Source organism: Bacillus sp. BHET2 (assembly GCF_005938125.1).
GTDB lineage: Bacteria > Bacillota > Bacilli > Bacillales > Bacillaceae_B > Rossellomorea.
Window position 1 is genome coordinate 220,654 of the sequence record NZ_VCQN01000005.1, and the last position, 23,190, is coordinate 243,843.

Below are 23,190 nucleotides of genomic sequence, written 5' to 3' on the forward strand. Positions count from 1 at the left end.
CCCGAATAGATTCCATCTTCTATTCTATCGGAATTTATCAAACTTTTCCATAAATTGTAGAATGATATTTGAACTAAAAAAAGCGTCGAATGGACGCTTTTTTTTACATTTGGTACGTGAGAATTGTTGTACCAGCAACAAGGATGATAGTAAATACAAATAATCCTGCATACATCAACTTTTTCTTTGTTTTCTTTCTGATATACATTTCTTCTGGGGTTAAAAACGACAAGTACATTCCCTCCCGGTTTGGTAGCTGGCTGGCATGGTTAGCCCCTATAGCTTTGCGCCATCACCTTTCGATGATTTTGCCATTATTCAGAACCCTACTTCTAGTATATCGACAAATTCCTGCAAACGATAATAGGTAATTACTCCTTGTTTATTGGAAGAATTTTAAAATACTCTATCTAAGAGTGTCTTTTTTTGGTATTATATCTAGTAATTGATGTTTGAATTATAGTCTAATAGTGTAATAAAGTGGTATAAACTGTTTTATATTGTAGGAGGTTGTCTTTTTTGAAAGGAAATATGAACAACAATCAACACATGCTTACCCTGATCCAAAAAGCGTTCGACAAAGGTCAACAAGGAAACATGGACACCGACAAAATGATCCACTGGCTGAAACAAGAACTTCAATCAGAATATACAATAGATCATAACCAAAAAGCGCTCTAGACCCCAATACTGGGAATCTAGGCGCTTTTTTTGTGAGGGACGGACCTCATTTTCAAGGGGGATTACTAACCGAAACTCCGGTTTAATAAGGTTTACGCTCCTTTTTAGTAGGTCCGTCCCTCCATGATTAATAGTCCCTTCCAAATGATTTACCAATCCTTCATCGTGTGGTAGAGGTGATTGACGTGGGTGATGAATTTTTCTTTGCGTTTTTCTGTGAAGTAGGAGAGGGAGGAAAGGGTTCGTTTGAATTTAGGGTGCTCTTGAAGGATCTTCAAGATTTCTTCATTTTCTTGGTCCTCGAAGCTTTCTCTTAGAATCATGGGGCGTTGGGTTTGTGCAGAGCCGGAACTTTCCTCTCCGTACATAATCCTGTTCAGTTCATTGGTTGGGATTTTATATACTTCTTTGAAGGTGCGGAGCATTTTATAGGGGATGTCCCTTGTGCCATTTTCATAGTTTGATAACGTGCTCTGGTTGATATTCAAGCGAAGGCCGGCTTCTCGTTGACTTAGTTCTAAAATATCATTGCGATAATGTTTTAACTCTACATGTAACTCCATTGTTTTCACCGACTATCCTTTTTTTCTTCAAGATAAAGGTTTTATATAAGAGGAATCGGAAATTACACGATTTGAAATGCAATTCTCGATGACGAATATAAAAATTTTGGAAAAAGTATACATATTTTACATAAAAAGTATTAAAATGAAAGTATCATTGTGATTTTGTCGAATAGGAGGTAAAGGTGGAGATAGAATGGGAGAACAGAGCAAGGGGAGTAAAGGGAGTGTCATAAGTAGAAAAGCGACGCCAAAAATCAGATGGATTCGTTTGAACTCAAATTCAAACCTAGTATTCAGCACCAGCGATTCCCGAAAACAACGTATCCTATACTACTCTCAAAAAGGCTTCACCAAAGATGATAGATAACAATTAAAGTGGAGGGACGGACCTCTAACCGGTGGATTTAAACTCAAATATATAGATGAAATCAGGTCCGTCCCTCACAAAAAAAGAGGATTTTCGGTAGTTGTGTCGAATAGATGTAGGGGTAAGGAATTTCATTTTGCTAAGAAGAGGAGTGATGTTATGGGACGAACACCTCGGAATTGGGTTCCGGGTTCAACTTACCATGTGACAGCGAGAGGGAACAGAAAGCAGGATCTGTTCCATCAAAGAGAGGATCGCAAGAAATATTTATTGTATCTGCAGGAGACGAAAGATAAGTATCCCTTTACCATCCACGCATACTGTTTAATGCCCAACCACATCATCTACTAATCGAAACCCATGATATCCCACTCCAAAAAATCATCCGAATCCTTCATACCCGTTACGCCGTTTATTTCAATAAAAAATATGATTATGTCGGACATGTTTTCCAAGGAAGATATGGATCTACTATAATTGATACTCCATCGTACTTTATTAAGGCCAGCAGGTATATCCATCAAAATCCTGCGGAAGGCAACCTCACCGTTCATCCCGAGGACTACCCCTGGAGCAGTTATTCCTTTTACATCCATTCAATTGATAACCCCCTTCTTTCAAAAGAACGTACTCTGAATTATTTTCCTGCGCCACAGGTCAATCTTTATAAGAAGTTTGTTGAAAAAGAAGGAGAGACGGTACTCCAAAAAAAAGAAGATTGAGGAAAATGGAATTAAAATGATAGAAAAATAGAATTATTTGGAAAATATTAGAGGAATTTAGATATTCATGTCGAAATTCATATCGTGTAGTACAAAATTCCTATTTCTAGGAGGGAGAAACATGAGAAAAGAGTTTATATTGGTATTTGAAGATCTTCACGTTTCAAAGAGGAGTATCAAAAAATCGAGAAAGCATTTAGTCGTATTTCAAGGTCAGCATTATTACGATAAGTTAGTCGTCGTGAATCGACCACCGGGATTTTCCCATGCCCTGGAAAGCATCATGTACTCGGATAAAATACTTGAAACAGTTGGTTTTACCACGTTGTTTGCTGTTCCCATTGATCGAAATCATTCCATCCCATTTAAGTTCGTCCGGATCGATAACAGTGCTCCGAGGGATTGTAAAGTGGTGCTTGAGAAACGGGATGGTACAGAGCAATTGAATATCCGCCCACTGTATCCAATGGATGGCCCCCTTTCTCAAGAGGACAAGCACGACATTTTATCCTATCTTGGTTTGAAACAATGTGATGAAGGATCCGTCACATACCTGTTGAACGACCCGCGAGTGTTTAAAGGAAAAGGTAAAAAACAAGAAGAGTAAAGGAGGAATGAGGCGAACCTAATCCGAATAGGTACGTCTTTTTTTGAGGGACGGACCTTCCTTCGCTTTATCCCATCTTCAATTCCCTCCAAAAACCCTTTACCACGCTACCAAACTACCTCTCTAAGTTTCTAAAATCACCACTATTTTCGTTGACCTCTTCTGAATCAGACCATACAATATAAGTAGTTATTAGTATTTTTAGAATTTTCATGTAAGGTGCGAATGCCACTTGGATAAGACAGCTCATACTCGTATCGGAAAGAATGCCATGCTTCTCCTCCTCATAGATCGAGAGGAAGAAGAGTGGAACCTGCATTTCAATGAATTAAATTGGAGTTATTGCACAGGGAAAATCGGTTCCATGGACAGTCAGAAAATCGTGGCTGCGATCGAAACGGCAGCGAAGCGGAGTGATCTGGTCCGGGAAGATTTGTACCGGGAGATGCATGCCTTGTATCACGCCATCATGGAAGCGTTGACGGGGGTCACACGTGGACATACACAACTAGGTGAGGTCCTGCGAACAGTGGGATTGCGCTTTTCGGTTGTCAGAGGCACTCCATATGCAAGTGATGAAGAAGGCGAATGGATTGCCGTCGCGTTATACGGGACGATTGGTGCGCCAATTAAAGGATTAGAGCACGAGACGATCGGACTTGGAATTAATCATATTTAAATAGTGAGAGCCTATAGATATTAGTTGAAAGGGGGCTCGACCAATGGCAGAAGTCTGTCTTTGGTCGAGCCTCCTTTTTGTGTGGGTTGGATGTACCTTGGGGCGAGGGACCGGGAAGTTTGGAGATCCGTCCCAGAGCGGTTTAAAGCGTTAAAGAATCAAAACCTAACCACAGCGGGATTTGAGGAAGGAACATCAGGAAATTCATAGTGAAAAAGGCAGTTTCCAGAGGTCCGTCCCTAAATGATTAAAGAAGTTTTTATAAAATTGAAGAGGTGATTAGTATGGTGGAGTTGACGGGTTGTAGTTTGAGTTTGGAGGAAGCGAAGAGGATTATTTATGGGAAGGAGCATGTGGTTCTTTCTCCTTCAAGTATGGAGCGTGTCCTGAAGAGTCGCGAGGCGGTTGAGCGGATTGTGAAGGAGAAGCGTGTGGTGTATGGGATTAATACTGGATTCGGGAAGTTTAGTGATGTGTTGATTGATGCTGAGGATGTGGAGGAGCTACAGCTGAACCTGATTCATTCTCATGCATGTGGGGTGGGTGATCCATTTCCTGAGACTGTTTCCCGGGCCATGCTGCTGCTAAGATGCAATGCCCTTTTAAAAGGATACTCAGGTGTTAGACCGGTTATCGTTGAACGTTTAGCTGAATTCTTGAATAAAGGGATTCATCCGGTAGTTCCTCAGCAAGGTTCACTTGGAGCAAGCGGTGATTTAGCACCCCTTTCCCATTTAGCTCTGGCACTAATGGGTGAAGGTGAAGTCCATTATCAAGGAGAGGTTCATCAAACTCTCCCGGTGCTTTCAAAAGAAAACATTTTCCCGATCCAGCTTCAGGCAAAAGAAGGATTGGCACTCATCAACGGAACGCAGGCGATGACGGCAATGGGTGTCATCGGATACCTGGAAGCGGAGGAACTTGCTTTCCAAAGTGAGATGATCGCAAGTCTGACCTTGGAGGGACTTAGAGGAATCATGGATGCCTTCGACGAAGATATTCATGTAGTAAGAGGCTATCCTCAACAGGTCGCAACGGCAAAACGAATCCGGGAATACCTGTCAGACAGTAAGCTCACTACGAAACAAGGAGAACTTAGAGTGCAGGATGCTTACTCACTAAGATGTATCCCACAGGTACACGGGGCATCGTGGCAGACCCTTGATTATGTAAAAGAAAAGCTCGAAATCGAAATGAATGCTGCTACCGATAATCCACTGATTTTCGATGATGGAGAAAAAGTCATCTCAGGTGGGAACTTCCACGGACAGCCGATCGCATTTGCTATGGATTTCATGAAAATTGCTGTAGCCGAGCTTGCAAATATTTCAGAAAGACGTATTGAACGACTGGTGAACCCGCAGCTGAATGACCTACCACCTTTCCTGAGCCCGCAGCCAGGACTGCAATCCGGTGCCATGATCATGCAATACTGTGCGGCATCACTTGTTTCCGAAAATAAAACACTCGCCCATCCAGCCAGCGTCGACTCAATCCCATCATCAGCCAATCAGGAAGACCACGTCAGCATGGGAACAATCGGTTCAAGACACGCCTATCAGATCCTGCAGAACACCAGAAGAGTCCTTGCAGTCGAACTCATCTGTAACCTGCAGGCAGCAGAACATCGAGGGACGGACCTCATGGCAAGCAAGACACGCCAATTCTATGAAGCTGCGAGAACGATCATTCCTTCCATCACAAAGGACCGCATCTTCGCGAAAGACATCGAAAAAGCTAACCAGTGGCTGCAACAAATCTCGTTAAGCACACTCATAAAACCAACCAAAACAAAGGAGGAAACGACAAATGGTTAAGGCAGACAAACGTATCGTAAAAATAAAAACAGGGACGGACCTCGAATGTAAAGGATGGGAGCAGGAAGCTGTTCTTCGTATGCTTTTCAATAACCTCGATCCTGAGGTAGCGGAAATTCCAGAAGAGCTGGTCGTATACGGAGGAATCGGGAAAGCGGCCCGTAACTGGGAGTCCTTCGACGCAATCGTTCACACCCTTCGAAACTTAGAAAACGATGAAACCATGCTCGTTCAATCTGGAAAGCCGGTTGGTGTCTTCAAAACCCATAAAGCGGCACCGAGAGTGTTGCTATCCAACTCAGTCCTCGTACCAAAGTGGGCAAATTGGGAGCATTTCCACGAACTGGACCAGAAAGGCCTGATGATGTACGGCCAAATGACAGCAGGAAGCTGGATCTACATCGGGACTCAAGGGATCCTGCAAGGGACGTACGAAACATTCTCGGCACTGGCGAAGAAACATTTCAACAACTCGCTTAAAGGCACAATCACGCTAACAGCCGGTCTCGGCGGAATGGGTGGCGCACAGCCACTCGCCGTCACCATGAACGGTGGAGTGGTGATTACAGTCGACGTTGATCCGGAGCGAATTCAAAAGCGCATTGACACCAAATACTGTGACGTGAAAACAGACTCAATTGATGAAGCGTTGATGATGGCTTACGAAGCACGTGATCAAGGGAAAGCACTTTCGATTGCCTTACTTGGAAACGCAGCGGAAGTTCATCATGACCTACTGAAACGTGACGTCAAAATCGATATCGTGACCGATCAAACGTCAGCCCACGATCCATTAAACGGTTATGTACCAGAAGGTTATTCATTATTAGAAGCGGCAGAGCTTCGCAAAAGAGACGCGAAAGCGTACACAACCCTTTCTCAAAAAAGCATGGCTAAACACGTGGAAGCAATGCTTGAATTCCAAAACAGAGGATCCATCGTATTTGACTACGGGAACAATATCCGTCAGGTAGCGAAGGATGAAGGAGTCGAGAATGCTTTCGATTTCCCTGGCTTCGTCCCAGCATACATTCGTCCATTATTCTGCGAAGGAAAAGGACCGTTCCGTTGGGCGGCGTTATCTGGTGACCCTGAAGATATTTATAGAACCGATCGCCTAATCAAAGAGCTTTTCCCTGAAAACGAAGCGCTGAATCGCTGGATTGATATGGCACAAGAGCAAGTTGCGTTCCAAGGACTGCCTTCCCGTATTTGCTGGTTAGGCTATGGTGAGCGTGTGAAGATGGGGCTAGCTATCAACGAACTGGTCCGAAATGGTGAACTGAAGGCCCCAATCGTTATCGGCCGTGACCACCTGGACTGCGGTTCTGTTGCCTCACCAAACCGAGAAACCGAAAGCATGAAGGACGGCAGTGACGCAGTGGGAGATTGGGCCATCTTGAACGCCCTCATCAACACGGCAGCAGGCGGCTCATGGATCTCCTTCCACCACGGCGGCGGAGTAGGCATGGGTTACTCATTACATGCAGGGATGGTCGTCGTCGCAGACGGGACGGACCTTGCCCAAGAGCGCTTAGAGAGAGTACTAACAACTGACCCGGGAATGGGTGTCATCCGCCACGCAGACGCAGGCTACGATATCGCAGAGAAAACAGCCGAGAAACACAACATCCACATCCCAATGAACAAAGGAGGAGAATAACATGACCGCAAAGCAATTCGACACCATCATCGACAACATCGGCCAACTCCTGACAATGGACCATGGGGACGGACCTCTAAAGGGTGAAAAAATGGGGGATTTAAAGGTGTTAGAAGGTGCGTCCCTCGGTATTAATGAAGGACTTGTCGCCTGGATTGGGGCTCATGAAGAAGCCCAGTCTTTCAAAGCAACGGAGCGCATCGATGCAGAAGGAAAGCTTGTGACACCAGGTTTAGTAGATCCACACACACACTTGGTCTTCGGAGGCTCACGTGAACACGAAATGGCCCTCAAGCAACAAGGAGTTCCATACTTAGAAATCCTGAAGCGGGGAGGCGGTATCCTATCAACAGTAGATGCCACCCGTGAAGCATCGGAGGAAGAGCTCCTTACAAAAGCGCGCTTCCACCTGAACAGAATGATTTCCTACGGGGTCACAACGGTAGAAGCGAAGAGCGGCTACGGTCTCGACCGGCCCACTGAGCTGAAACAGTTAAGAGTAGCCAAACAACTAAACGAAACCCATCCAGCAGAGATCGTCTCCACTTTCTTAGGAGCCCATGCGATTCCACCAGAATTCAAGGGACGCTCAGATGAATTTCTAGATGAAATGCTCGATCTACTGAATGACATCGAAAATGGACAGCTGGCTGAATTCGTTGATATCTTCTGCGAAACAGGGGTATTCACCGTCGAGCAGTCACGTCAGTTCCTAACGAAAGCCAAAGAAAAAGGCTTCTCCGTAAAAATACACGCCGACGAAATCGATCCACTAGGCGGAACGGAAATGGCAACCGAAATCGGAGCGACAAGCGGAGACCACTTAGTGGGGGCTTCACAAAAAGGCATCCAGGCATTAGGCGACACAGACACAATCGCAGTTCTCCTGCCAGGCACATCCTTCTACCTGAACAAAGGCAAGTTCGCTAACGCAAGAGGCATGATCGAAGCGGGAGCAGCCGTCTCTCTATCAACAGATTTCAACCCGGGGAGCTCGCCAACAGAGAACCTACAGTTCATCATGAACCTCGCATCCCTGCAGCTGAAAATGACACCGGAAGAAATCTGGAACGCCGTCACGGTCAATGCAGCCTATGCGATCAACAGGGGAGACACAGCAGGAAAACTCATCCCAGGCAGAAAAGCCGACATCGTCCTTTGGGATGTACCAAACTATCACTATGTTCCATATCATTACGGAGTGAACCACACCCACACCGTCATGAAAAATGGCCGGATCATCTACCGTAAGGAGAAGCTGCATGAGCACATTTCAACACATTAAGCCGGCAGGCAAGGCTCAATTCAAAGACCGCTACACAACTAAAGCAGCAGAACTACTGACGCCTTGGGAAGAGGGGAAGACAGGGGACATCGCTATCATCGGCGCTCCCCTCTCCAAACCGTCCATCTCCCACTCAGGAGCAAGCTTTGCGCCTGATGCGATCAGAAGATGCCTAAACTCCTTTACAACGTACAACATCGAGAGAGGGACGGACCTCGCTGAAGACAACAAAACCATCATCGACTTCGGCGACATTACGATGCACCCGACCTCGATCGAAGAATCCCATCAACGAATCTATGAATCTGTTAAAGCAGTATCCAGTACCAAAGCAGCACCCTTCACCATCATCCTTGGAGGCGACCATTCGATCACGACGTCAACGGTCAAAGCAATCAAGGAAGCGAAGGGTACAGTAGGAATCATCCAGTTCGACGCCCATCATGACCTAAGGAACACAGAAGACGGAGGGCCAACGAACGGGACGCCTTTTAGAAGATTGATAGAAGAGGGGCACATCAAGGGTGAGAATCTGATTCAAATCGGTATCAGAAACTATGCCAATGCGAAAGCGTATCATGATTATGCCATTGAGCAAGGTGTGACGGTGTATACAAAGAAGGACGTCAGACAACACAACTCCATCGAAGAACTCATCAACACAGCACTACACCAATTAGAAAACAAAGTCGACACCATCTATCTTTCAGTAGACATGGATGTCCTTGATCAGGCATATGCTCCTGGTTGCCCGGCGATCGGTCCTGGGGGGATGCATCCGGATACGCTCATGGAGGCGGTCCAGGCGGCACTGAAGCATCCATTGGTCCACACAGTTGACATCGTCGAGATCGACCCGACCCTGGACATAAGGGATATGACCAGTCGAATAGCCGCTTCTTTGATGATGGAAGCACTTATAAAATAATAAAAAGCTTTAGGGAAGTAAAATCTACTTTCCTAAAGCTTTTTTATTAATATTTACGAACCAAGATCATTAAACAACCATCACGCTCTATTTGAGAATGGTCTTTCTATAAAATTAATTGCTGACATTCTCTCTATTCATCTCATACCCACAATGAATTTCTTTCATCCCAATCACCTTCAGAAAGTGTCTCAGCTTATTCATGCATACTTCACCAAGCTCACCAACCACATCAAAGCGGTCGATCACCGCACACTTTTCAATCGAAGCTTGGGTGCCGTTTTGGGACTTTCGAAACGTTACAGTGTTATTCATTGCATACGTTGAAACCATGGCTTCCCCGACTTTACAATCACCTTTTGAGAATTCAAAATGGAACTGGATCGACATATCCAAATCCGAGTATAGAGGATTTACTTTCATGCTTATGCTTTTCATCATGAAGCCCCCTTTCTTTTATTGTACTTTTATCCTATCACGCCCGAGGGGAATATGTATTTTGACTCATAAATGCGTAGGAGCTGAAAAACTTTAATTTAATGGGTAAAACGTTTTCTTTTCTTTTCTTTCATAACTCTAAGCATATTCCTATAAGAATATTATCCTTAAAGAAAAAAGCTTCCTGAATGCAGGAAGCTTTAACATGGTGATTAATGTTGAGTTGTTGGAAGTTCAACTTTTTGAATTTGTACATTTGCAGTTTCAGTATCGTTATTAGCAAGTCCTGCAATACCAAAAAGAAGAACCGATGCTGTTAAAATTGTAAGAAAACGCCTTTTCATAGGACTTTCCTCCCTTTCTTGTTCGAATCAATGTTCGGTAAAATAAAAGAAATATTTGTTATAATAATTAAAACACATATTTACATTTTGTACATTCTGAATATGGTGTCAAATTACCTAATTTAAAAGCCGATTAATAGGCTTTTCATTTGATTTCTTCAAAAATATAACTCTAGGCATATTTAGGGGTGGATTTTATGGATTTTAAAGCAGTGGGAAACAAAATAAAAGAGTTGAGAAAAACCAGTGGTCTTTCTCAAGAAGATCTTGCACAAGGGATATGTACACAAGCGCAGATCAGTAAAATCGAAAAAGGAGATGTCTATCCTTATGCTTCTACATTGTATCAAATTTCTCAAAAGTTGGGAGTAGATGTGAACTACTTTTTTGATATCGGGACAACTCCAAGGCTAGATTACTTTCAGGAAGTATTCCAACAGCTCCAGCTACTCCGCAGAAATGGGAAATATGAAGAAATGATGGATATTGTAAAAGCTGAAATAGATAATCCGTTATTTTCACAAAACAACAAAAACCTACAGTTGTTGCTATGGCATAAAGGAATCTATTTATATGAAGTAAAGAAAGATTTGAGTAAATCAGTTGATACTCTAAAAGAAGCCATCCATCTCACTCATAACAAGGGGAAGATTTTGCTTGAGCGAGAATTAGAAATTTTCTTGGCATTGGGGGCAATTTATTTTAAAGAAGACATTAATAAGGCGTTAGAGGTTTTTGAGGAAGTCAAGGATCATCTTCAGCTTCTTCCCCACTTGAATGATTATACAATAAAAACACGACATTATTATCATATTACGAGGGTGTTAACTCGTCTTAATAGACTGGAAGAATCAAATAAATATTGTGAAGATGGGATAAAATGGTGCCTGCTTAAAGATAGTGTATTCCTATTAGGTGAGTTACATTATCAAATAGGATATAACATGGAGCTGATGAATAAACCTGAGGAAGCCGTCAAGTTTATGAAAAAAGCAATCGTCGTTTTCGACCTTCAACAAGATACCAAACACATTCAATTTATTGAAAACAGAATAAAGGAACTAAGTGCATTGATTTAACGAGAGTAAGTCATGATTTTGGATGCTTTTTAGTTTTATTTAAAATGCAGTACTATTTGCTTTGCCTGGTAATTGGTTATTGAAACCGTATAGGGGACATTTACCATTTTAATTATCGATTGTGGATAACTATCTTAGTATGGAATATTATGATTGTTGATGACATTGAGTGTACTTTCAATGAAGATTTAAATTTACTTCTATTCTAAAATAGGTACATTGGATCCATGCATCATTTAGAATGGATTTCTAAGTTAGGACGAACTAAAAAGGCTCCCGAATTCTATCAAGAATTGGGAGCCTTTTATTAATCACTAACGAGGTTACTCACTATTTAACAATTAGCTTCTTCACCGTACTCACATTCCCAGCCCTATCCTTAGCTGTCACCGATAAAACAGTCTTCGTCTTCTGAGTTTTGATTTTCACTGAAAACAATCCTTTGCTGTTTGCTTTCGCTGTACCGATCGTTTTAGATTTGGCTTTTACCGTCACGGCAGCATAAGGTTCTGTCTTCCCTGTCACGCTTTTGCTTTTGGTCGTAACAGTATTCACTTTGGGTGTCCCTGGTGCGGTTTTGTCGCTTACTTTCAGGTTGGTCCCCTTACTGATATTACCTGCAGCATCTTTCGCCGTCACAACAACTGTGGAGCCTGCTCTTTGTTTCTTGACCTTTAAGGTGAACTGACCTTTAGTGTTGGCTTTGATGGCAGCAATTTGCTTTCCTTTTACTTTCGCCGTCACATAGGAATTGGATTCTGCAGTTCCCGAAATGGATGTACTTGCATCACTGATTGCTTTTACTTTTGGTGCAGCAGGAGGAGTCTTGTCGCTTACTTTCAGATTGGCCCCCTTGCTAGTATTACCGGCAGCATCCTTAGCCGTCACAATCACAGTCGAGCCAGCTTTTTGCTTCTTGATCTTTAATGTGAACTGACCTTTAGAGCTGGCCTTGGCCGTTGCGATTTGCTTCCCATTCACCTTGGCCGTCACTGTAGATGATGCTTCAGCAGATCCTGTGATGCTGGTGCTTAAATCACTGATGGCATTCGCCTTCGGGGCTGTAGGAGCGATGACATCGGCAACGACTACTTTTACCTCAGAGCTTTCTTTATAACCATCGAGGACCGTTACATATAATGTGGAATACTCTTTTTGTTTTGAGATCTTTATGTTGAAGTCACCTTCGTCATTCATTGTGCCTGAGGCAATGACTTTTCTTGATGAATTCTTGATCGTTACTTTCAAGTTTGGTTCTGCACTTCCCGAAATAGAAGTGGACTGATTTGTCAGTTTGTTTACATATGGTTTATTGGGTGCTTTTTCTACTATTTTCTTAATAGATGTTGAAGCATCTTGATTTGAGATGATCACTTCAAGGATTTGATCGGCTTTTTGAACAGGGATCGTGATGCTGAATGTACCCGATTTTGCTGAACCGCTGCCTAATTGCTTCGTTCCGCTCATAATCTTGATGGTTGAATCGGTTTTGGCTGAACCTGTTACCTTCGATTGATTGTTTAGAATCGGATTTACTTTCGCTGACAAGTCCACTGCGCTGACGGCACTATATGCATTTAAGCGACCCCAACCTGATACCTTATCATACCCTGGTACCGCCTTTTCAATTGGATAGCCAGGGTCTTCTTCATAATATTCATCTTCTGAGCCATAAGGATTATCCAGTTCGTCGAATGAGATGTCCTTGGCAGTTTCAGTTAATAATTTCTCAACATCAGCAGGCTTTAGGTTAGGATTCCGAGATAATATCAATCCTGCTACGGCTGTCACATGGGGTGTTGCCATGGAAGTACCACTCATGTATGATACATTGCCATCCGGCAAAAGAGCTGGAATGTCTGACCCAGGGGCAACCAGGTCAAGTCCTTTCCCGTAATTGGAAAAGTCAGATACGATATCCAAGCGATTAGTGGATCCAACAGAAATCGCATATTTAGATGAAGCAGGATAAGATACTTCTTCCATTCCATCATTTCCACTTGCTGCAACAATGGTTACGCCTTTCTTGTTTGCGTATTGCATCGCATACTCGATCGTACGGCTATACGGCCCTCCTAAGCTCAAGTTGAGAACCTTTGCCCCTTGGTCCGCCGCATACATGATGCCATACGCAATCTGTTCGGTATCACCGCTTCCACCGGCATCCAGAACTTTAATAGGCAGAATCTTAACATATGGATTTATCCCGGCCATGGAGTAATGGTTACCAGAATTTGCTGTAATGATGGATGAAACATGGGTTCCATGGCCATTGTCATCCATCGTATTATCAGAACGATCGACGAAGTTTTTCCCTTTTTCCACGAGTACCCTGTCAGAGAGATCGGCTAACGTGTGGTCGACCCCTGTATCAGCCACTGCAATGACAGTAGGGGATAAGTTCTTTCCGTTTAAAAGCTTTTCCAGTTGTTCATAACCAATATCTGCATTCTCTTTATCTTGATTTTTCAGTGACCATTGATACGAATATTGACTATCCACAGATAGAGATTGGTAGGTTTGAACAGGTTCGACAAATTCTACTTCCGGAAGCTTGGAAATTTGCTGAACAGTCATTTTAGAGGATGCTGTAATGCTTTTCCCATTATCATTCAGCTCCACAACGATAAGGCTATCGGACTGTTCACTATTCTCAGTCATGGAAGCCGCAGATTTCACTCCATAGGATTTTATCTTTGACTTCAAGCGGCTCTGTGACGCTCCATCCTTCACCTTAACGATTAAACGGGATGGATTAGAAAGGTTATTATTCACCAAACCTGCTTTGGATACGACGTGTGAGACAGATGAGTTTGTCAAACTGGTAAGTTCAACATTTTGCGTCACATCCTCAAGCTGTTGCTTAAGAGAGGCAGGGACAGAATCATGAGCGATTTTGTATAGGTTATTAATTGCTTCTTGTTCATTGGCAGAAATGATATAAGCACTGGACCCACCCTGTTTTGCTGTATCCGCCAATAAGGCTTTTAAAGTAACAAGATTGGAGTACACATCACTTCTTGTTTTCTTATTGAATAACATTTTAGAGCTAATGAACGGAGCTGATTTATAGTAAAGAGTAGTCAACTTCTTCCCATTATCTGTACCAGTTAAGAGAGATTCCCTTATTGTCCGTAAGTCTTGAAGGATGGCTTTTCCATTTTCTCTTTCTTTCGTACTTAATTCCGCAGGGCATTCTTCTCCGATAACTCCATTGGATGGAGGCAATGTGACGCCATCGTAAGTAAGAGTATAGGAGGTCGCGTCCAATGTGCTTTCTTCAGTGGCTTCTTCCACATAGGTTTCCACCTTGAGATAGTAAGGACCGGTCCATGAAATAGGAAAATCAATAGATGACGGTTCATTTAAATAGGAGTATCCTCTGTACTGATCAAAGGTCTTATCATTTGTGGCGTTTTCTAAACTGGAGTAGACAGTCATATTGACTTCGCCCTGAGATTGAAGCTTAATTCTGAAATGAGTAAAGTTTTCGATGCTTTCTTCGGAAGGGGTAATCGTATACCAGTTAACATGCTCACCAGGTCCAAAGGTCGTGTTCATTGATTCTGAAAGCAGCAAAGGCTCTTCTTCCATCACCTTTCCTTCTTCAGCATGTGTTCGAGGTAGCTGTGAAAGGCACAGACTGTACATCATTATGAAAGCTAGTAAACTTTTAAACACCTTTTTCCTCATAATATCCTCCATCGTCTAATAGATTAGTAAAATCAATTAATTAAACCACAATTTGAATCGATTTGGAATATATTTCATGTCGTGTGAAAGTAAATATTATTCAACAAAATATGACAAGGGCGAGAGACGTATAAGGGGATAAAAGTAAGGACAATTGGTTTTATGACATAAAAAGACCGGGTACACATTTGTACCCGGTTTACACTGCCAAGTAGTACATTTCCATTTTGCTATTGGGAACATAATACTGGGTAGTGGCCAATCAAATTTTATAAATCATAGAAACGTTTAAATCCATCAAATTTGGATTTCCAATAAGAATTATTTAAACTAGTAATTTCAACACCGTTATCGCCGGCATGAATAAACTTATTGTCCCCTACGTAGATACCTAAGTGAGAAATCCCTTTTTTGTATGTGTTTTCGAAGAAGACGATGTCTCCAATGGCTGGTTTATTTACATAATAAGAGCGATTATAATAGCCTTCGCTCGAAGTACGGGTTACTTTCACACCACTTTTATTAAAGGCGTAATAAATGAAACCGCTGCAGTCGAAACCAGAGGTAGTAGAGCCTCCCCAGACGTAAGGGATACCAAGCTGTGCCTTTGCGTGAGAAATGAGCTTATCTGTATTAAAAGCTGTATTGCTGTCTTCGTTAGATGACGTTGTTTCTGATGGCGATGAAGGTTGTGATACTTGTGATTTTCCGACTTTCAAAACTTGTCCAACATAGATTCGATCATTTGAAAGGTTATTTAAGCCCATAATATCTTGAACAGATACATCATGTCTTATACTAATATGGGATAACGTATCGCCAGATTTGACCGTATATGTACTTGAACTTTTCTTAGGTGGTGTAGAAGGTGAAGGTTTGCTCACATTTTCACCGGGAGAAGAACCATTAGAAACGACAAGTGTCTGTCCCGGATAAATTAAATAACTCTTAATGTTATTCCATTTTTGTAATTCTGAAAGAGTAATAGAGTGCCTGTAAGCGATAGCGCTAAGTGTATCACCGGACTTTACTGTGTATTTTTTGGCAGATTCTGTTTGGACAGGCGGCGCAGGTTTAGAAGGCGTAGTGTCAGGCTCGTCATTTTTATCAGTATCTACCTCGAGTAATTGATTTGGGAAGATCATATCGGATTTCAGTTTGTTCATATCTTTAAGGAGTGCAACGGATGTATCATATTGACGGGCAATGGACCAAAGAGAGTCACCGGATTCGACTTTATGGGAACTTGCAGCGGCGGATGCGACAAACGTTGTCGACAGAACAGCGGTAGTAGCAACAGTAACTAATGTTTTTTTCACTTGTCTTTCTCCTTTTGATTAAAAGTTTATTGGATTATTTGTCATTTTATCATATTTTAAGAAATAAAAGGGAGAAATTTAGTGAAAAGTATTTTGAGGAATGGGTCTTTATAATTATTTTTTGGAAGAAATACTCAAAAAAGAATCTGTTCAACAATTTCAGAACAGATTCTTTACTTTTCTTAAAATAACAATATCCACCGCTACCTCTTAGGTGGAAAAACTTTTTCAACAACTCTTTTGCTGGATTGTCCACTTTCTAAGTAGCAGAACTTCTTATGGAAACGTTCTAAATCAGTTTTCAATTCTCTTGGGTTTTGAATATGGTGAATAACTTCTTCGGTTGTTTTCACCAAGGGGCCAGGAGCATGCTTTTCAAAGTCAAAATAAAACCCTCTTAATACATCTCTATAATTTTCAATATCATATACATAAAAAATCATGGGTCTTTTCAGATTTGCATAGTCAAAAAAGACAGAAGAATAGTCAGTAATCAACATATCCGATAACAAATACAATTCACTAATATCCGTATGATCGGAGACATCATATGCAAAATCCGAATAAGCAGTAATATCTATATTATCAGCAATTAAATAATGCATACGAAGGAGAATGATATAGTTTCCCCCAAGAGTCTCCTGCATTTTATCCAACTCAAGTTTAAGATTGAATTTATACTTTCCTTTTTCATGAAACTCATTATCTCTCCATGTAGGTGCATAAAGTATAACTTTTTTATCCAACGGAATATTTAAACTTTTCTTTAACGCTCTAATCGCTTCGGGAGTGTTGTTCTTATATAAATAGTCATTTCGTGGATAACCGGACTCTATCATCTCCTTTTTAAAGTCAAAAGCCCTAGTGAAAATCTCTGATGAATAGCGGTTAGGAGAAATTAAGTAATCCCATCTACTTGACTCTCTTAAAAAGTTCTCCTTGTAATTCTCCGTATTAGTTCCGGGCATATGAACTTCTTTCATATCGGCTGCTAAACGTTTTAAAGGGGTCCCGTGCCAAGTTTGTAAATACACTGTATGATTAGGTTTTGGAATCCAAGCCGGTAATCGGCTATTTGAGACCCAGTACTTGGCCCTTGCCATTTTAAATAACCAGGGAATAGAGAACCGACCTAATGTTTTACTATTAACATCCTTGAAAATATTAGCGTAGCGGGGATCAATGCTCCAATACATTTCATAATCCGGATGATTTTCCTGTAAATATTCGTAAATCGCTCTGGGATTACAACTGTACTGCTTCCCTAAAAAACTTTCAAAAACAATTAGGTTCTTTTTTGCAGGCAAAAATCCTATTAGCTTGAAAAGAATTTTATATAATCGTTTAATTAAATTTCCTCTTTTGATTAGAAGTAGAATTTTTTTCACTTTACTCACCGCTTCAGAAAGATTTATGATTTTGCCATTTTTGTTTCAACTATTTATTTTATTTATTATTATACTTTCTAATAATATTTAATAAGAGGTAGAGTAGAAATAATCCTGCTTTGGTTTCTATAGAATGTGTTTTTCCTAATGAATACAAGCTATAAACTCTTGAGATCTTGACTAAGGTATTTTGACATATGGAATAATACCTTATTAAAAAGTTTATAATGTTAATGTAAGTAGGTATAAAAAGAACCCTAAAAATAGGGTTCACTTACATTAATTCATAGGCAAAGGTTCATGTCCACTTTGTTTTTGCATAGCGTCTTCTCTGAATTTTTTCTTTTCAGCTTTAGATAAAGCTTTATATTCCTTGAAAAATGCTTCATATTGAGGGATGACTTCTTTTGCAGAGCCAAATGCTTTAACTTCCCCATACTCTAGCCATAAAATCTTCTGACAGAAAGTCTTCATCTGTCCTATGGAATGACTCACGAAAAACATAGTTTTCCCACGTGCTTTAAATTCATTCATTTTCTCAAGACTCTTTTCTGCGAATGCTTTATCACCCACAGACAATGCTTCATCAATAATGAGAATGTCAGGGTCTATATGAACAGAAATGGCAAAACCCAAGCGAGACTTCATTCCACTTGAATAGGATTTGACAGGCTGATCAATAAACTTTCCAATTTCAGAAAACTCAATGATTTCCGGTTCAAGTGCTTTTATCTCTTTCTTATTAAAGCCAAGCATTAAGCATTTGAGTTCGATGTTCTCCCTGCCGGTCAACTGGTTATTTAATCCTGCAGAAACAGCAATAAGTGCTGTATTTCCTTGGACTTCTACTTTTCCTGATGTCTCAGGTATAATACCTGCTAGAATGTTTGCTAATGTGGATTTACCGGATCCGTTCACTCCTACAAATCCAATGATATCTCCTTTTTCAGCTTCAAAGCTCACATTACGCAGGCCATAGAAATCTTCACCATAGCTTTTGGGTGATATCATATCAAGAAATCTTTCGGAAGGTTTGTTATATAATTTAAACTTTTTAGTAAGGTTTTCTACAATAACAGATTTGGACATTTTTATCCTCTACTTTCCTTTAGAGAAAATCAACAAAGTGTCTTCTGAATTTCACGTGAATGAATGAACCAAACGCAAACAATATTAATACTAATCCCCAGAAATATAAAGTGTATTGAAAATGATCGATAAAATACCAACCTTGTCCTAATAAAGAACTTCTATATCCTTCCACAATATAATAAAAAGGATTGATTTTCATAATGCTGGTCAGGCGTTCACTTAGTAATTCTTCCATATTCCAAAGAATTGGTGATAAATATAATAACATCCTGACAATTGATTGAACAACCATTTGTACATCTCGAACTATTGTTGCAAGCGTGGAAGTGATAAGAGACAGAGCAACAATAACCGCAATAGCAGCAAACATGTAGTAAGGTAATTGTAAGTAATAAATGCTAATAGGATACCCCATAAATTGAAACAGGAGAATTGTGATACCTGTTAAATAAATGTGAGGGTAGAATTTAGCCATAATAACATATGCAGGTATCGCACTCATAGGAAAACTCATTTTTGAAAGCATTCTTATACGAGTGTATATGGACTTGGAAGCTTGTACGATAGCTGGATTTATAAAGAACCAAACAACCATACCAGCGAGTAGCCAAACAAAGAACGGGACACCATCTATATCTCCTCGCCCTTGACCTCCGCTTTTTAATCCGTAGCCGAATACGAACCAGTAAATAGCGATTTGTATACCGGGATTCAAGATTTCCCACAGCATCCCTAAGTAATTATTTTTATTCGTACTTTTGAGTTCGTATAAAGAGAGTCTTTGGATTAAATAAAAACTGTTGATTTGCTCTTTAAAGACTGTTAGTGCTGATTTCATATCGTTTCCTTTCTTACTGAAAAATAGTACATTCAGGAATTATTACTATACAGGCTTATGATCGTTAATAATTACTCCTGAATAAGGATGTAATAGCACGCAAAGAATATTCTGCATCAAAACTGAAATTTGTTCAATAGTTTTATCTAGAGTTAGCAAAATCAGAAGAAAAAGGACGAGACATCGCCCTTTTTACTACTCAAACAATTGATCAACAATTCTTTTAGAGGCTTTCCCGTCTTCAAGTGAGCAATATTTCTGTTGGAAAGCTTGGTATTTATCACGATAGCTACTTTTAATCTTTTCGATATTGTGAATCGACTGAATGATTTCTTCAGTATCATATACAAATGGGCCGGGGGCCTCTTCTTCAAAGTCCATGTAAAATCCTCTAATATTATTTTTATACTCTTCTAAATCATAAGTGAAAAACAGTATTGGCCGATTTGTATTTGCGAAATCAAACATTACGGAAGAATAATCCGTAATGAGTATATCACTGATTAAACTTAACTCTTGTATTTCCGGGTAGTTTGAAACATTATAAACAAAAGAGTTTAATTCTTCTGGAATGGTCAATTTGTTACTAATAACAACGTGCATTCTCAGTAGGACGATATACTCTTCTCCCAAACGTTCTTTCATCTGCTGCAAGTCCATTTTCAAGTCAAATACAAACTTGTTCTTACCATTTGTCGCATTATCACGGAATGTAGGGGCATATAAGATGACTTTTTTATCTTCGGGTATAACTAAATGCTTTTTAACTTTGTCTCTTAAGTCATGTTGGTGACTTTGATAGAACAAATCATTTCTTGGATAGCCAACTTCTAACACACTCCCAGTATATTTGAAGGCGCTTTTCAACGCCTTAGTGGCATAAGGGCTTGGCGATACGAGGTAATTCCACTGCTTAGTCGCTGCATGTACACGCTCTAAATAATCATCTGAGCGTCCATGGATATTATCAATATCAAATAGCATTTTCTTCAAGGGTGTACCATGCCACGTTTGAAGGTAAGTGATGCCTTTTCGCTTATCAATATAAGTAGGGAAATTTTGGTTGTTGACCCAGAAACCGGATTTTGCAAGATAATAAAAGTATTGTGGGCTCAATCTTTTAATTTGTTTAGTGTGCTCGTCTTTTATTGGAATAGACTTATTGTAAACCCAAATTTTTTTGTAAGGTAATTTTCTATTCACAATTTCTTCATATATATATCGTGGACTGTCAGCATATTGCTTTCCAATGCCACTTTCAAATAAAATCATATTTTTATCTATTGGAATTACCCGTTTAACTATGGCATAAAACCTTTCCATGATGGGACGGTACTGTTTACTCTTTCTAAACTTATTAAAAAGGGCATTGATCAAAGGTTTTTCCATGATTTTTTCAGCTAATGGCTTTTTAATTTCAACTTTATCAATTACCTCATAAATTCTCGCAGAAGAGTTGGTATCTTTATATTTAATAAATTTATCCGCTTTTTTTTCATTTTCAGGCAGTATTTCAAAATCACGATCACCATACAATTCCAATTTATCAAGTAGAAGAGGAAAATCATTAACAATGGTACCAGGTAAATCTTTATCTAAATCAAGATGTGAAGGTCGTTTTCCAATAAAACGATTTCGATCAAATTGATAATAGATTATAGGTTTGTTTAAGAAACTAAAATCAAAGCCGACACTGGAATAATCTGTAATCATTAGCTTACTTTCTTTAAGAAGCTTTTGTACATCTACATCACCTTGATTGATTAGCGTAACAGGTGCTTCAGAGAAATAGGAAGTGAATTTTTGCATATTTGGGTGTAAGCAAAAGATAATTTCCATATTCCTAATTTGTGCAAAGGAGTGAAGGTCGGGATGGTGAACAAGCTCCTTGTATCTTTCATAATACTCACTAGTCAAGAAATTTTCGTCATTGCTAATCCAATCACGCCATGTAGGAATGATCAAAATCTGATTCTTTTGAGGCACGTCATCGACGAACAACCGATCAAAGCGTGATAATCCCGTAACAAAGACTTCTTTTGAGTTGTATCCAAAGTCATTGATAATCATTTCCTTCTCAAAATCGGAACTTACTAAAAATAAATCTGTATCAAATGATGGTGCACTTTTTCCGTAATTAGCCACCATGTTTTTAGTCCCCATGACACCGTGTTGAAGGAAAACCTTTGTAGCTTTAACGGCTTTTTTGAACTTGTTGGTGCGGATAGGGTATAAGTAATCAGGATGATGAGATGAAATAATTTTGGTAGCGATTAAAGAATACCAAATATGCTCTTTAGATTTAAAGAAAATGACGTTACCTAATGGTTCAACATTTCTTCTCTCAGGGGAGTCTTTCTCAATTACATAGTAAACGTTCTTTGTAGGGTGGTTTTCTCTCATGTATTTGAAGAAATGGTACCCTGTATCCTGGGCCTTATATGGACGCTCTCCAACAATCCAGACGTCTTTTTGACGATTTAGTACGCGGTGAAACCATGCCAACTTCTGTTTCTTCTGCAAGTAATTAAACGTATCTTGTTTATATTCGTATACCTCGAGTGATAAGTTGGAAGCTTTAAACGTGTAATACGGGTTAATAACAGAAACTGTGCTCCCTGCAGTATAATGAGTATCTTTAATGAAAAAACGTGCACGAAAGGTAGGTCTTCCTATCCTTATAAGCTTTTCATCCATTTTGTCATGAAGTGTGAGCTTCAGATAAACATCATACACATCTTCTTTAAATATCTTACCGCGACACATTTCATTAAAGTGGATAGTTGCCTGGTATGCATAACGGTTTAATCCAAACTTCTCATTGGTCTCTTCATTCCATGATAAATCGACAGGACTTACCAACTCATCATTGCAATTACGTCCCTTAAGGACGATGGACGATTGAAGAATCTCTGAATTTCGGGTGAATAATTTCCCTGTCAGATTTAAAGTACCAGACTTTGCCGAAAGATGATCAATCTGAATTTTCGTAGGAGTTTCAGGGTCAGAGTTTAACAGAAAAGAAAGATTCCCTTTAGTTGTGATGTAACAAATACCTCGTTGTTGTTGATGGTCAACAAAAGACAAACGATTCCGGGTCGTGTGAGAGAATCTGCCTAAACGAATGTAGTAGGATGCGATCGTTTTCTGGTCTTTTTCATGAAAAGTAGCTTTGCTCTCAATCCTTTTATAAGCTTTTTCGCTTAATTCCGAAGTGGGGACACTGATTTTTATATACCAATCAAATGCATGTTCACCTATATATATTGAGAGTTTTTGCATCAAATCCTTTATGGATAAACGGAAATCAAATTGATATTTGAAAGGAGAAGAATTTGATTGTACATGAATCCAATCATCTTTTTTGGATCTTGAGGTAAGCCATAATTCTTCGACTTCGTATATCTCGTTAGAAAGGCTCCCTTTAATAGAAAGATTTTCTTTATCTTGTGTAATGTTAATTTCTTGTTTAAGTTTAGGTTTATGTTTTTTCTTAGTTCTGAAAAGCTTGTTTGAAATTTTTGTATTCATGTATCAGATCACCATTCATTAAGAATTTTTAACTATTATAAATCTTTTTACCAGTATTAATGATAAATCTTTTTTTAACATTCTACAAGGAAGGGTCAATAGCCTTGGGATTGAATGTTATTATTGTATAATATAGGGTTATATATTAGCTTT

19 protein-coding genes, 1 pseudogene and 1 riboswitch are annotated in these 23,190 nt (G+C 40.0%); of the genes and pseudogenes, 9 read left to right on the plus strand and 11 right to left on the minus strand.

Features of this window, described 5'->3' with window-relative positions; genetic code table 11:
- Positions 1–103: 103 nt before the first annotated feature.
- The gene (locus FGG79_RS22325; RefSeq protein ID WP_276607978.1) at positions 104–232 is read right to left on the minus strand and encodes a hypothetical protein; all 129 of its coding nucleotides are present in this window, start codon (positions 230–232) and stop codon (positions 104–106) included.
- Between the two features lie 16 nt (positions 233–248).
- Positions 249–323, minus strand: a riboswitch (cyclic di-GMP riboswitch).
- 196 nt (positions 324–519) lie between these two features.
- Between FGG79_RS22325 and FGG79_RS21920 the strand changes: the two genes are divergently transcribed.
- The gene (locus FGG79_RS21920; RefSeq protein WP_171050995.1) at positions 520–681 is read left to right on the plus strand and encodes a hypothetical protein; all 162 of its coding nucleotides are present in this window, start codon (positions 520–522) and stop codon (positions 679–681) included.
- Between the two features lie 149 nt (positions 682–830).
- On the opposite strand, the gene FGG79_RS18190 is transcribed toward FGG79_RS21920, so the two are convergent.
- Positions 831–1,244 (minus strand): helix-turn-helix domain-containing protein, encoded by a 414-nt coding sequence (locus FGG79_RS18190; RefSeq protein ID WP_138780946.1) that lies wholly within the window; start codon positions 1,242–1,244, stop codon positions 831–833.
- Between the two features lie 529 nt (positions 1,245–1,773).
- Between FGG79_RS18190 and FGG79_RS18195 the strand changes: the two genes are divergently transcribed.
- On the plus strand, positions 1,774–1,965 hold the full coding sequence (locus FGG79_RS18195; RefSeq protein WP_138780948.1) for a transposase: 192 nt from the start codon (positions 1,774–1,776) through the stop codon (positions 1,963–1,965).
- Here the strand turns inward: FGG79_RS18195 and FGG79_RS18200 are convergent.
- On the minus strand, positions 1,962–2,210 hold the full coding sequence (locus tag FGG79_RS18200) for a hypothetical protein (RefSeq protein WP_138780950.1): 249 nt from the start codon (positions 2,208–2,210) through the stop codon (positions 1,962–1,964). The two genes, FGG79_RS18195 and FGG79_RS18200, sit on opposite strands and share 4 nt — an antisense overlap.
- A gap of 247 nt (positions 2,211–2,457) precedes the next feature.
- On the opposite strand from FGG79_RS18200, the gene FGG79_RS18205 reads away from it, so the two are divergent.
- The 6 genes from FGG79_RS18205 to hutG all read left to right on the plus strand — a co-directional run bounded on the left by FGG79_RS18205 (position 2,458) and on the right by hutG (position 9,315).
- Positions 2,458–2,943: a hypothetical protein gene (locus FGG79_RS18205; protein WP_138780952.1), complete on the plus strand. Its 486-nt coding sequence runs from the start codon at positions 2,458–2,460 to the stop codon at positions 2,941–2,943.
- A gap of 232 nt (positions 2,944–3,175) precedes the next feature.
- Positions 3,176–3,622: a hut operon transcriptional regulator HutP gene (gene hutP / locus FGG79_RS18210; protein ID WP_276607979.1), complete on the plus strand. Its 447-nt coding sequence runs from the start codon at positions 3,176–3,178 to the stop codon at positions 3,620–3,622.
- A gap of 284 nt (positions 3,623–3,906) precedes the next feature.
- Positions 3,907–5,439: a histidine ammonia-lyase gene (gene hutH, locus FGG79_RS18215; protein ID WP_138780954.1), complete on the plus strand. Its 1,533-nt coding sequence runs from the start codon at positions 3,907–3,909 to the stop codon at positions 5,437–5,439.
- The gene (gene hutU, locus FGG79_RS18220) at positions 5,432–7,102 is read left to right on the plus strand and encodes a urocanate hydratase (RefSeq protein ID WP_138780956.1); all 1,671 of its coding nucleotides are present in this window, start codon (positions 5,432–5,434) and stop codon (positions 7,100–7,102) included. Before hutH ends, hutU begins: the two co-directional genes overlap by 8 nt.
- Position 7,103: 1 nt before the next feature.
- Positions 7,104–8,387 carry an imidazolonepropionase gene (gene hutI, locus FGG79_RS18225; RefSeq protein ID WP_138780958.1) on the plus strand — a complete coding sequence of 428 codons (1,284 nt, stop codon included), beginning with the start codon at positions 7,104–7,106 and terminating at the stop codon, positions 8,385–8,387.
- The gene (hutG, locus tag FGG79_RS18230; RefSeq protein WP_138780960.1) at positions 8,365–9,315 is read left to right on the plus strand and encodes a formimidoylglutamase; all 951 of its coding nucleotides are present in this window, start codon (positions 8,365–8,367) and stop codon (positions 9,313–9,315) included. Before hutI ends, hutG begins: the two co-directional genes overlap by 23 nt.
- A 114-nt stretch (positions 9,316–9,429) precedes the next feature.
- On the opposite strand, the gene FGG79_RS18235 is transcribed toward hutG, so the two are convergent.
- Both FGG79_RS18235 and FGG79_RS22330 read right to left on the minus strand, forming a co-directional pair.
- Positions 9,430–9,753, minus strand: a complete 324-nt coding sequence (locus tag FGG79_RS18235) for a hypothetical protein (protein ID WP_138780962.1) — start codon at positions 9,751–9,753, stop codon at positions 9,430–9,432.
- Positions 9,754–9,965: 212 nt separating this feature from the next.
- Positions 9,966–10,097, minus strand: coding sequence for a hypothetical protein (locus FGG79_RS22330; RefSeq protein WP_276607980.1), 132 nt, complete (start codon positions 10,095–10,097; stop codon positions 9,966–9,968).
- Positions 10,098–10,294: 197 nt separating this feature from the next.
- Between FGG79_RS22330 and FGG79_RS18240 the strand changes: the two genes are divergently transcribed.
- The gene (locus FGG79_RS18240) at positions 10,295–11,176 is read left to right on the plus strand and encodes a helix-turn-helix domain-containing protein (protein ID WP_138780964.1); all 882 of its coding nucleotides are present in this window, start codon (positions 10,295–10,297) and stop codon (positions 11,174–11,176) included.
- 330 nt (positions 11,177–11,506) lie between these two features.
- On the opposite strand, the gene FGG79_RS18245 is transcribed toward FGG79_RS18240, so the two are convergent.
- From FGG79_RS18245 to FGG79_RS18270, 6 genes and pseudogenes are all read right to left on the minus strand, one after another.
- Entirely contained in the window at positions 11,507–14,869 is a 3,363-nt protein-coding gene (locus FGG79_RS18245; protein ID WP_138780966.1) for a S8 family peptidase, read from the minus strand.
- A gap of 269 nt (positions 14,870–15,138) precedes the next feature.
- The gene (locus FGG79_RS18250; RefSeq protein WP_138780968.1) at positions 15,139–16,188 is read right to left on the minus strand and encodes a C40 family peptidase; all 1,050 of its coding nucleotides are present in this window, start codon (positions 16,186–16,188) and stop codon (positions 15,139–15,141) included.
- A gap of 203 nt (positions 16,189–16,391) precedes the next feature.
- Positions 16,392–17,585: pseudogene (locus FGG79_RS18255) on the minus strand (CDP-glycerol glycerophosphotransferase family protein); the annotation flags it as partial.
- Between the two features lie 270 nt (positions 17,586–17,855).
- A complete protein-coding gene (gene tagH / locus FGG79_RS18260) occupies positions 17,856–18,665 on the minus strand; it encodes a teichoic acids export ABC transporter ATP-binding subunit TagH (RefSeq protein WP_138780972.1) in 810 nt (269 codons plus the stop codon).
- Between the two features lie 19 nt (positions 18,666–18,684).
- Positions 18,685–19,506, minus strand: a complete 822-nt coding sequence (locus tag FGG79_RS18265; protein ID WP_138780974.1) for an ABC transporter permease — start codon at positions 19,504–19,506, stop codon at positions 18,685–18,687.
- A 195-nt stretch (positions 19,507–19,701) separates the two neighbouring features.
- Entirely contained in the window at positions 19,702–23,037 is a 3,336-nt protein-coding gene (locus FGG79_RS18270) for a CDP-glycerol glycerophosphotransferase family protein (RefSeq protein ID WP_138780976.1), read from the minus strand.
- Positions 23,038–23,190 lie beyond the last annotated feature (153 nt).

Excerpts from the sequence above, each read along its gene's own strand:
- FGG79_RS18190 (WP_138780946.1), bottom strand. The coding sequence starts at position 1,244 with ATGGAGTTACATGTAGAGTTAAAACATTATCGCAATGATATTTTAGAA.
- FGG79_RS18195 (WP_138780948.1), top strand. The coding sequence starts at position 1,774 with ATGGGACGAACACCTCGGAATTGGGTTCCGGGTTCAACTTACCATGTG.
- FGG79_RS18200 (WP_138780950.1), bottom strand. The coding sequence starts at position 2,210 with ATGGATGTAAAAGGAATAACTGCTCCAGGGGTAGTCCTCGGGATGAAC.
- FGG79_RS18205 (WP_138780952.1), top strand. The coding sequence starts at position 2,458 with ATGAGAAAAGAGTTTATATTGGTATTTGAAGATCTTCACGTTTCAAAG.
- hutH (WP_138780954.1), top strand. The coding sequence starts at position 3,907 with ATGGTGGAGTTGACGGGTTGTAGTTTGAGTTTGGAGGAAGCGAAGAGG.
- hutU (WP_138780956.1), top strand. The coding sequence starts at position 5,432 with ATGGTTAAGGCAGACAAACGTATCGTAAAAATAAAAACAGGGACGGAC.
- hutI (WP_138780958.1), top strand. The coding sequence starts at position 7,104 with ATGACCGCAAAGCAATTCGACACCATCATCGACAACATCGGCCAACTC.
- hutG (WP_138780960.1), top strand. The coding sequence starts at position 8,365 with ATGAGCACATTTCAACACATTAAGCCGGCAGGCAAGGCTCAATTCAAA.
- FGG79_RS18235 (WP_138780962.1), bottom strand. The coding sequence starts at position 9,753 with ATGAAAAGCATAAGCATGAAAGTAAATCCTCTATACTCGGATTTGGAT.
- FGG79_RS22330 (WP_276607980.1), bottom strand. The coding sequence starts at position 10,097 with ATGAAAAGGCGTTTTCTTACAATTTTAACAGCATCGGTTCTTCTTTTT.
- FGG79_RS18240 (WP_138780964.1), top strand. The coding sequence starts at position 10,295 with ATGGATTTTAAAGCAGTGGGAAACAAAATAAAAGAGTTGAGAAAAACC.
- FGG79_RS18245 (WP_138780966.1), bottom strand. The coding sequence starts at position 14,869 with ATGAGGAAAAAGGTGTTTAAAAGTTTACTAGCTTTCATAATGATGTAC.
- tagH (WP_138780972.1), bottom strand. The coding sequence starts at position 18,665 with ATGTCCAAATCTGTTATTGTAGAAAACCTTACTAAAAAGTTTAAATTA.
- FGG79_RS18265 (WP_138780974.1), bottom strand. The coding sequence starts at position 19,506 with ATGAAATCAGCACTAACAGTCTTTAAAGAGCAAATCAACAGTTTTTAT.
- FGG79_RS18270 (WP_138780976.1), bottom strand. The coding sequence starts at position 23,037 with ATGAATACAAAAATTTCAAACAAGCTTTTCAGAACTAAGAAAAAACAT.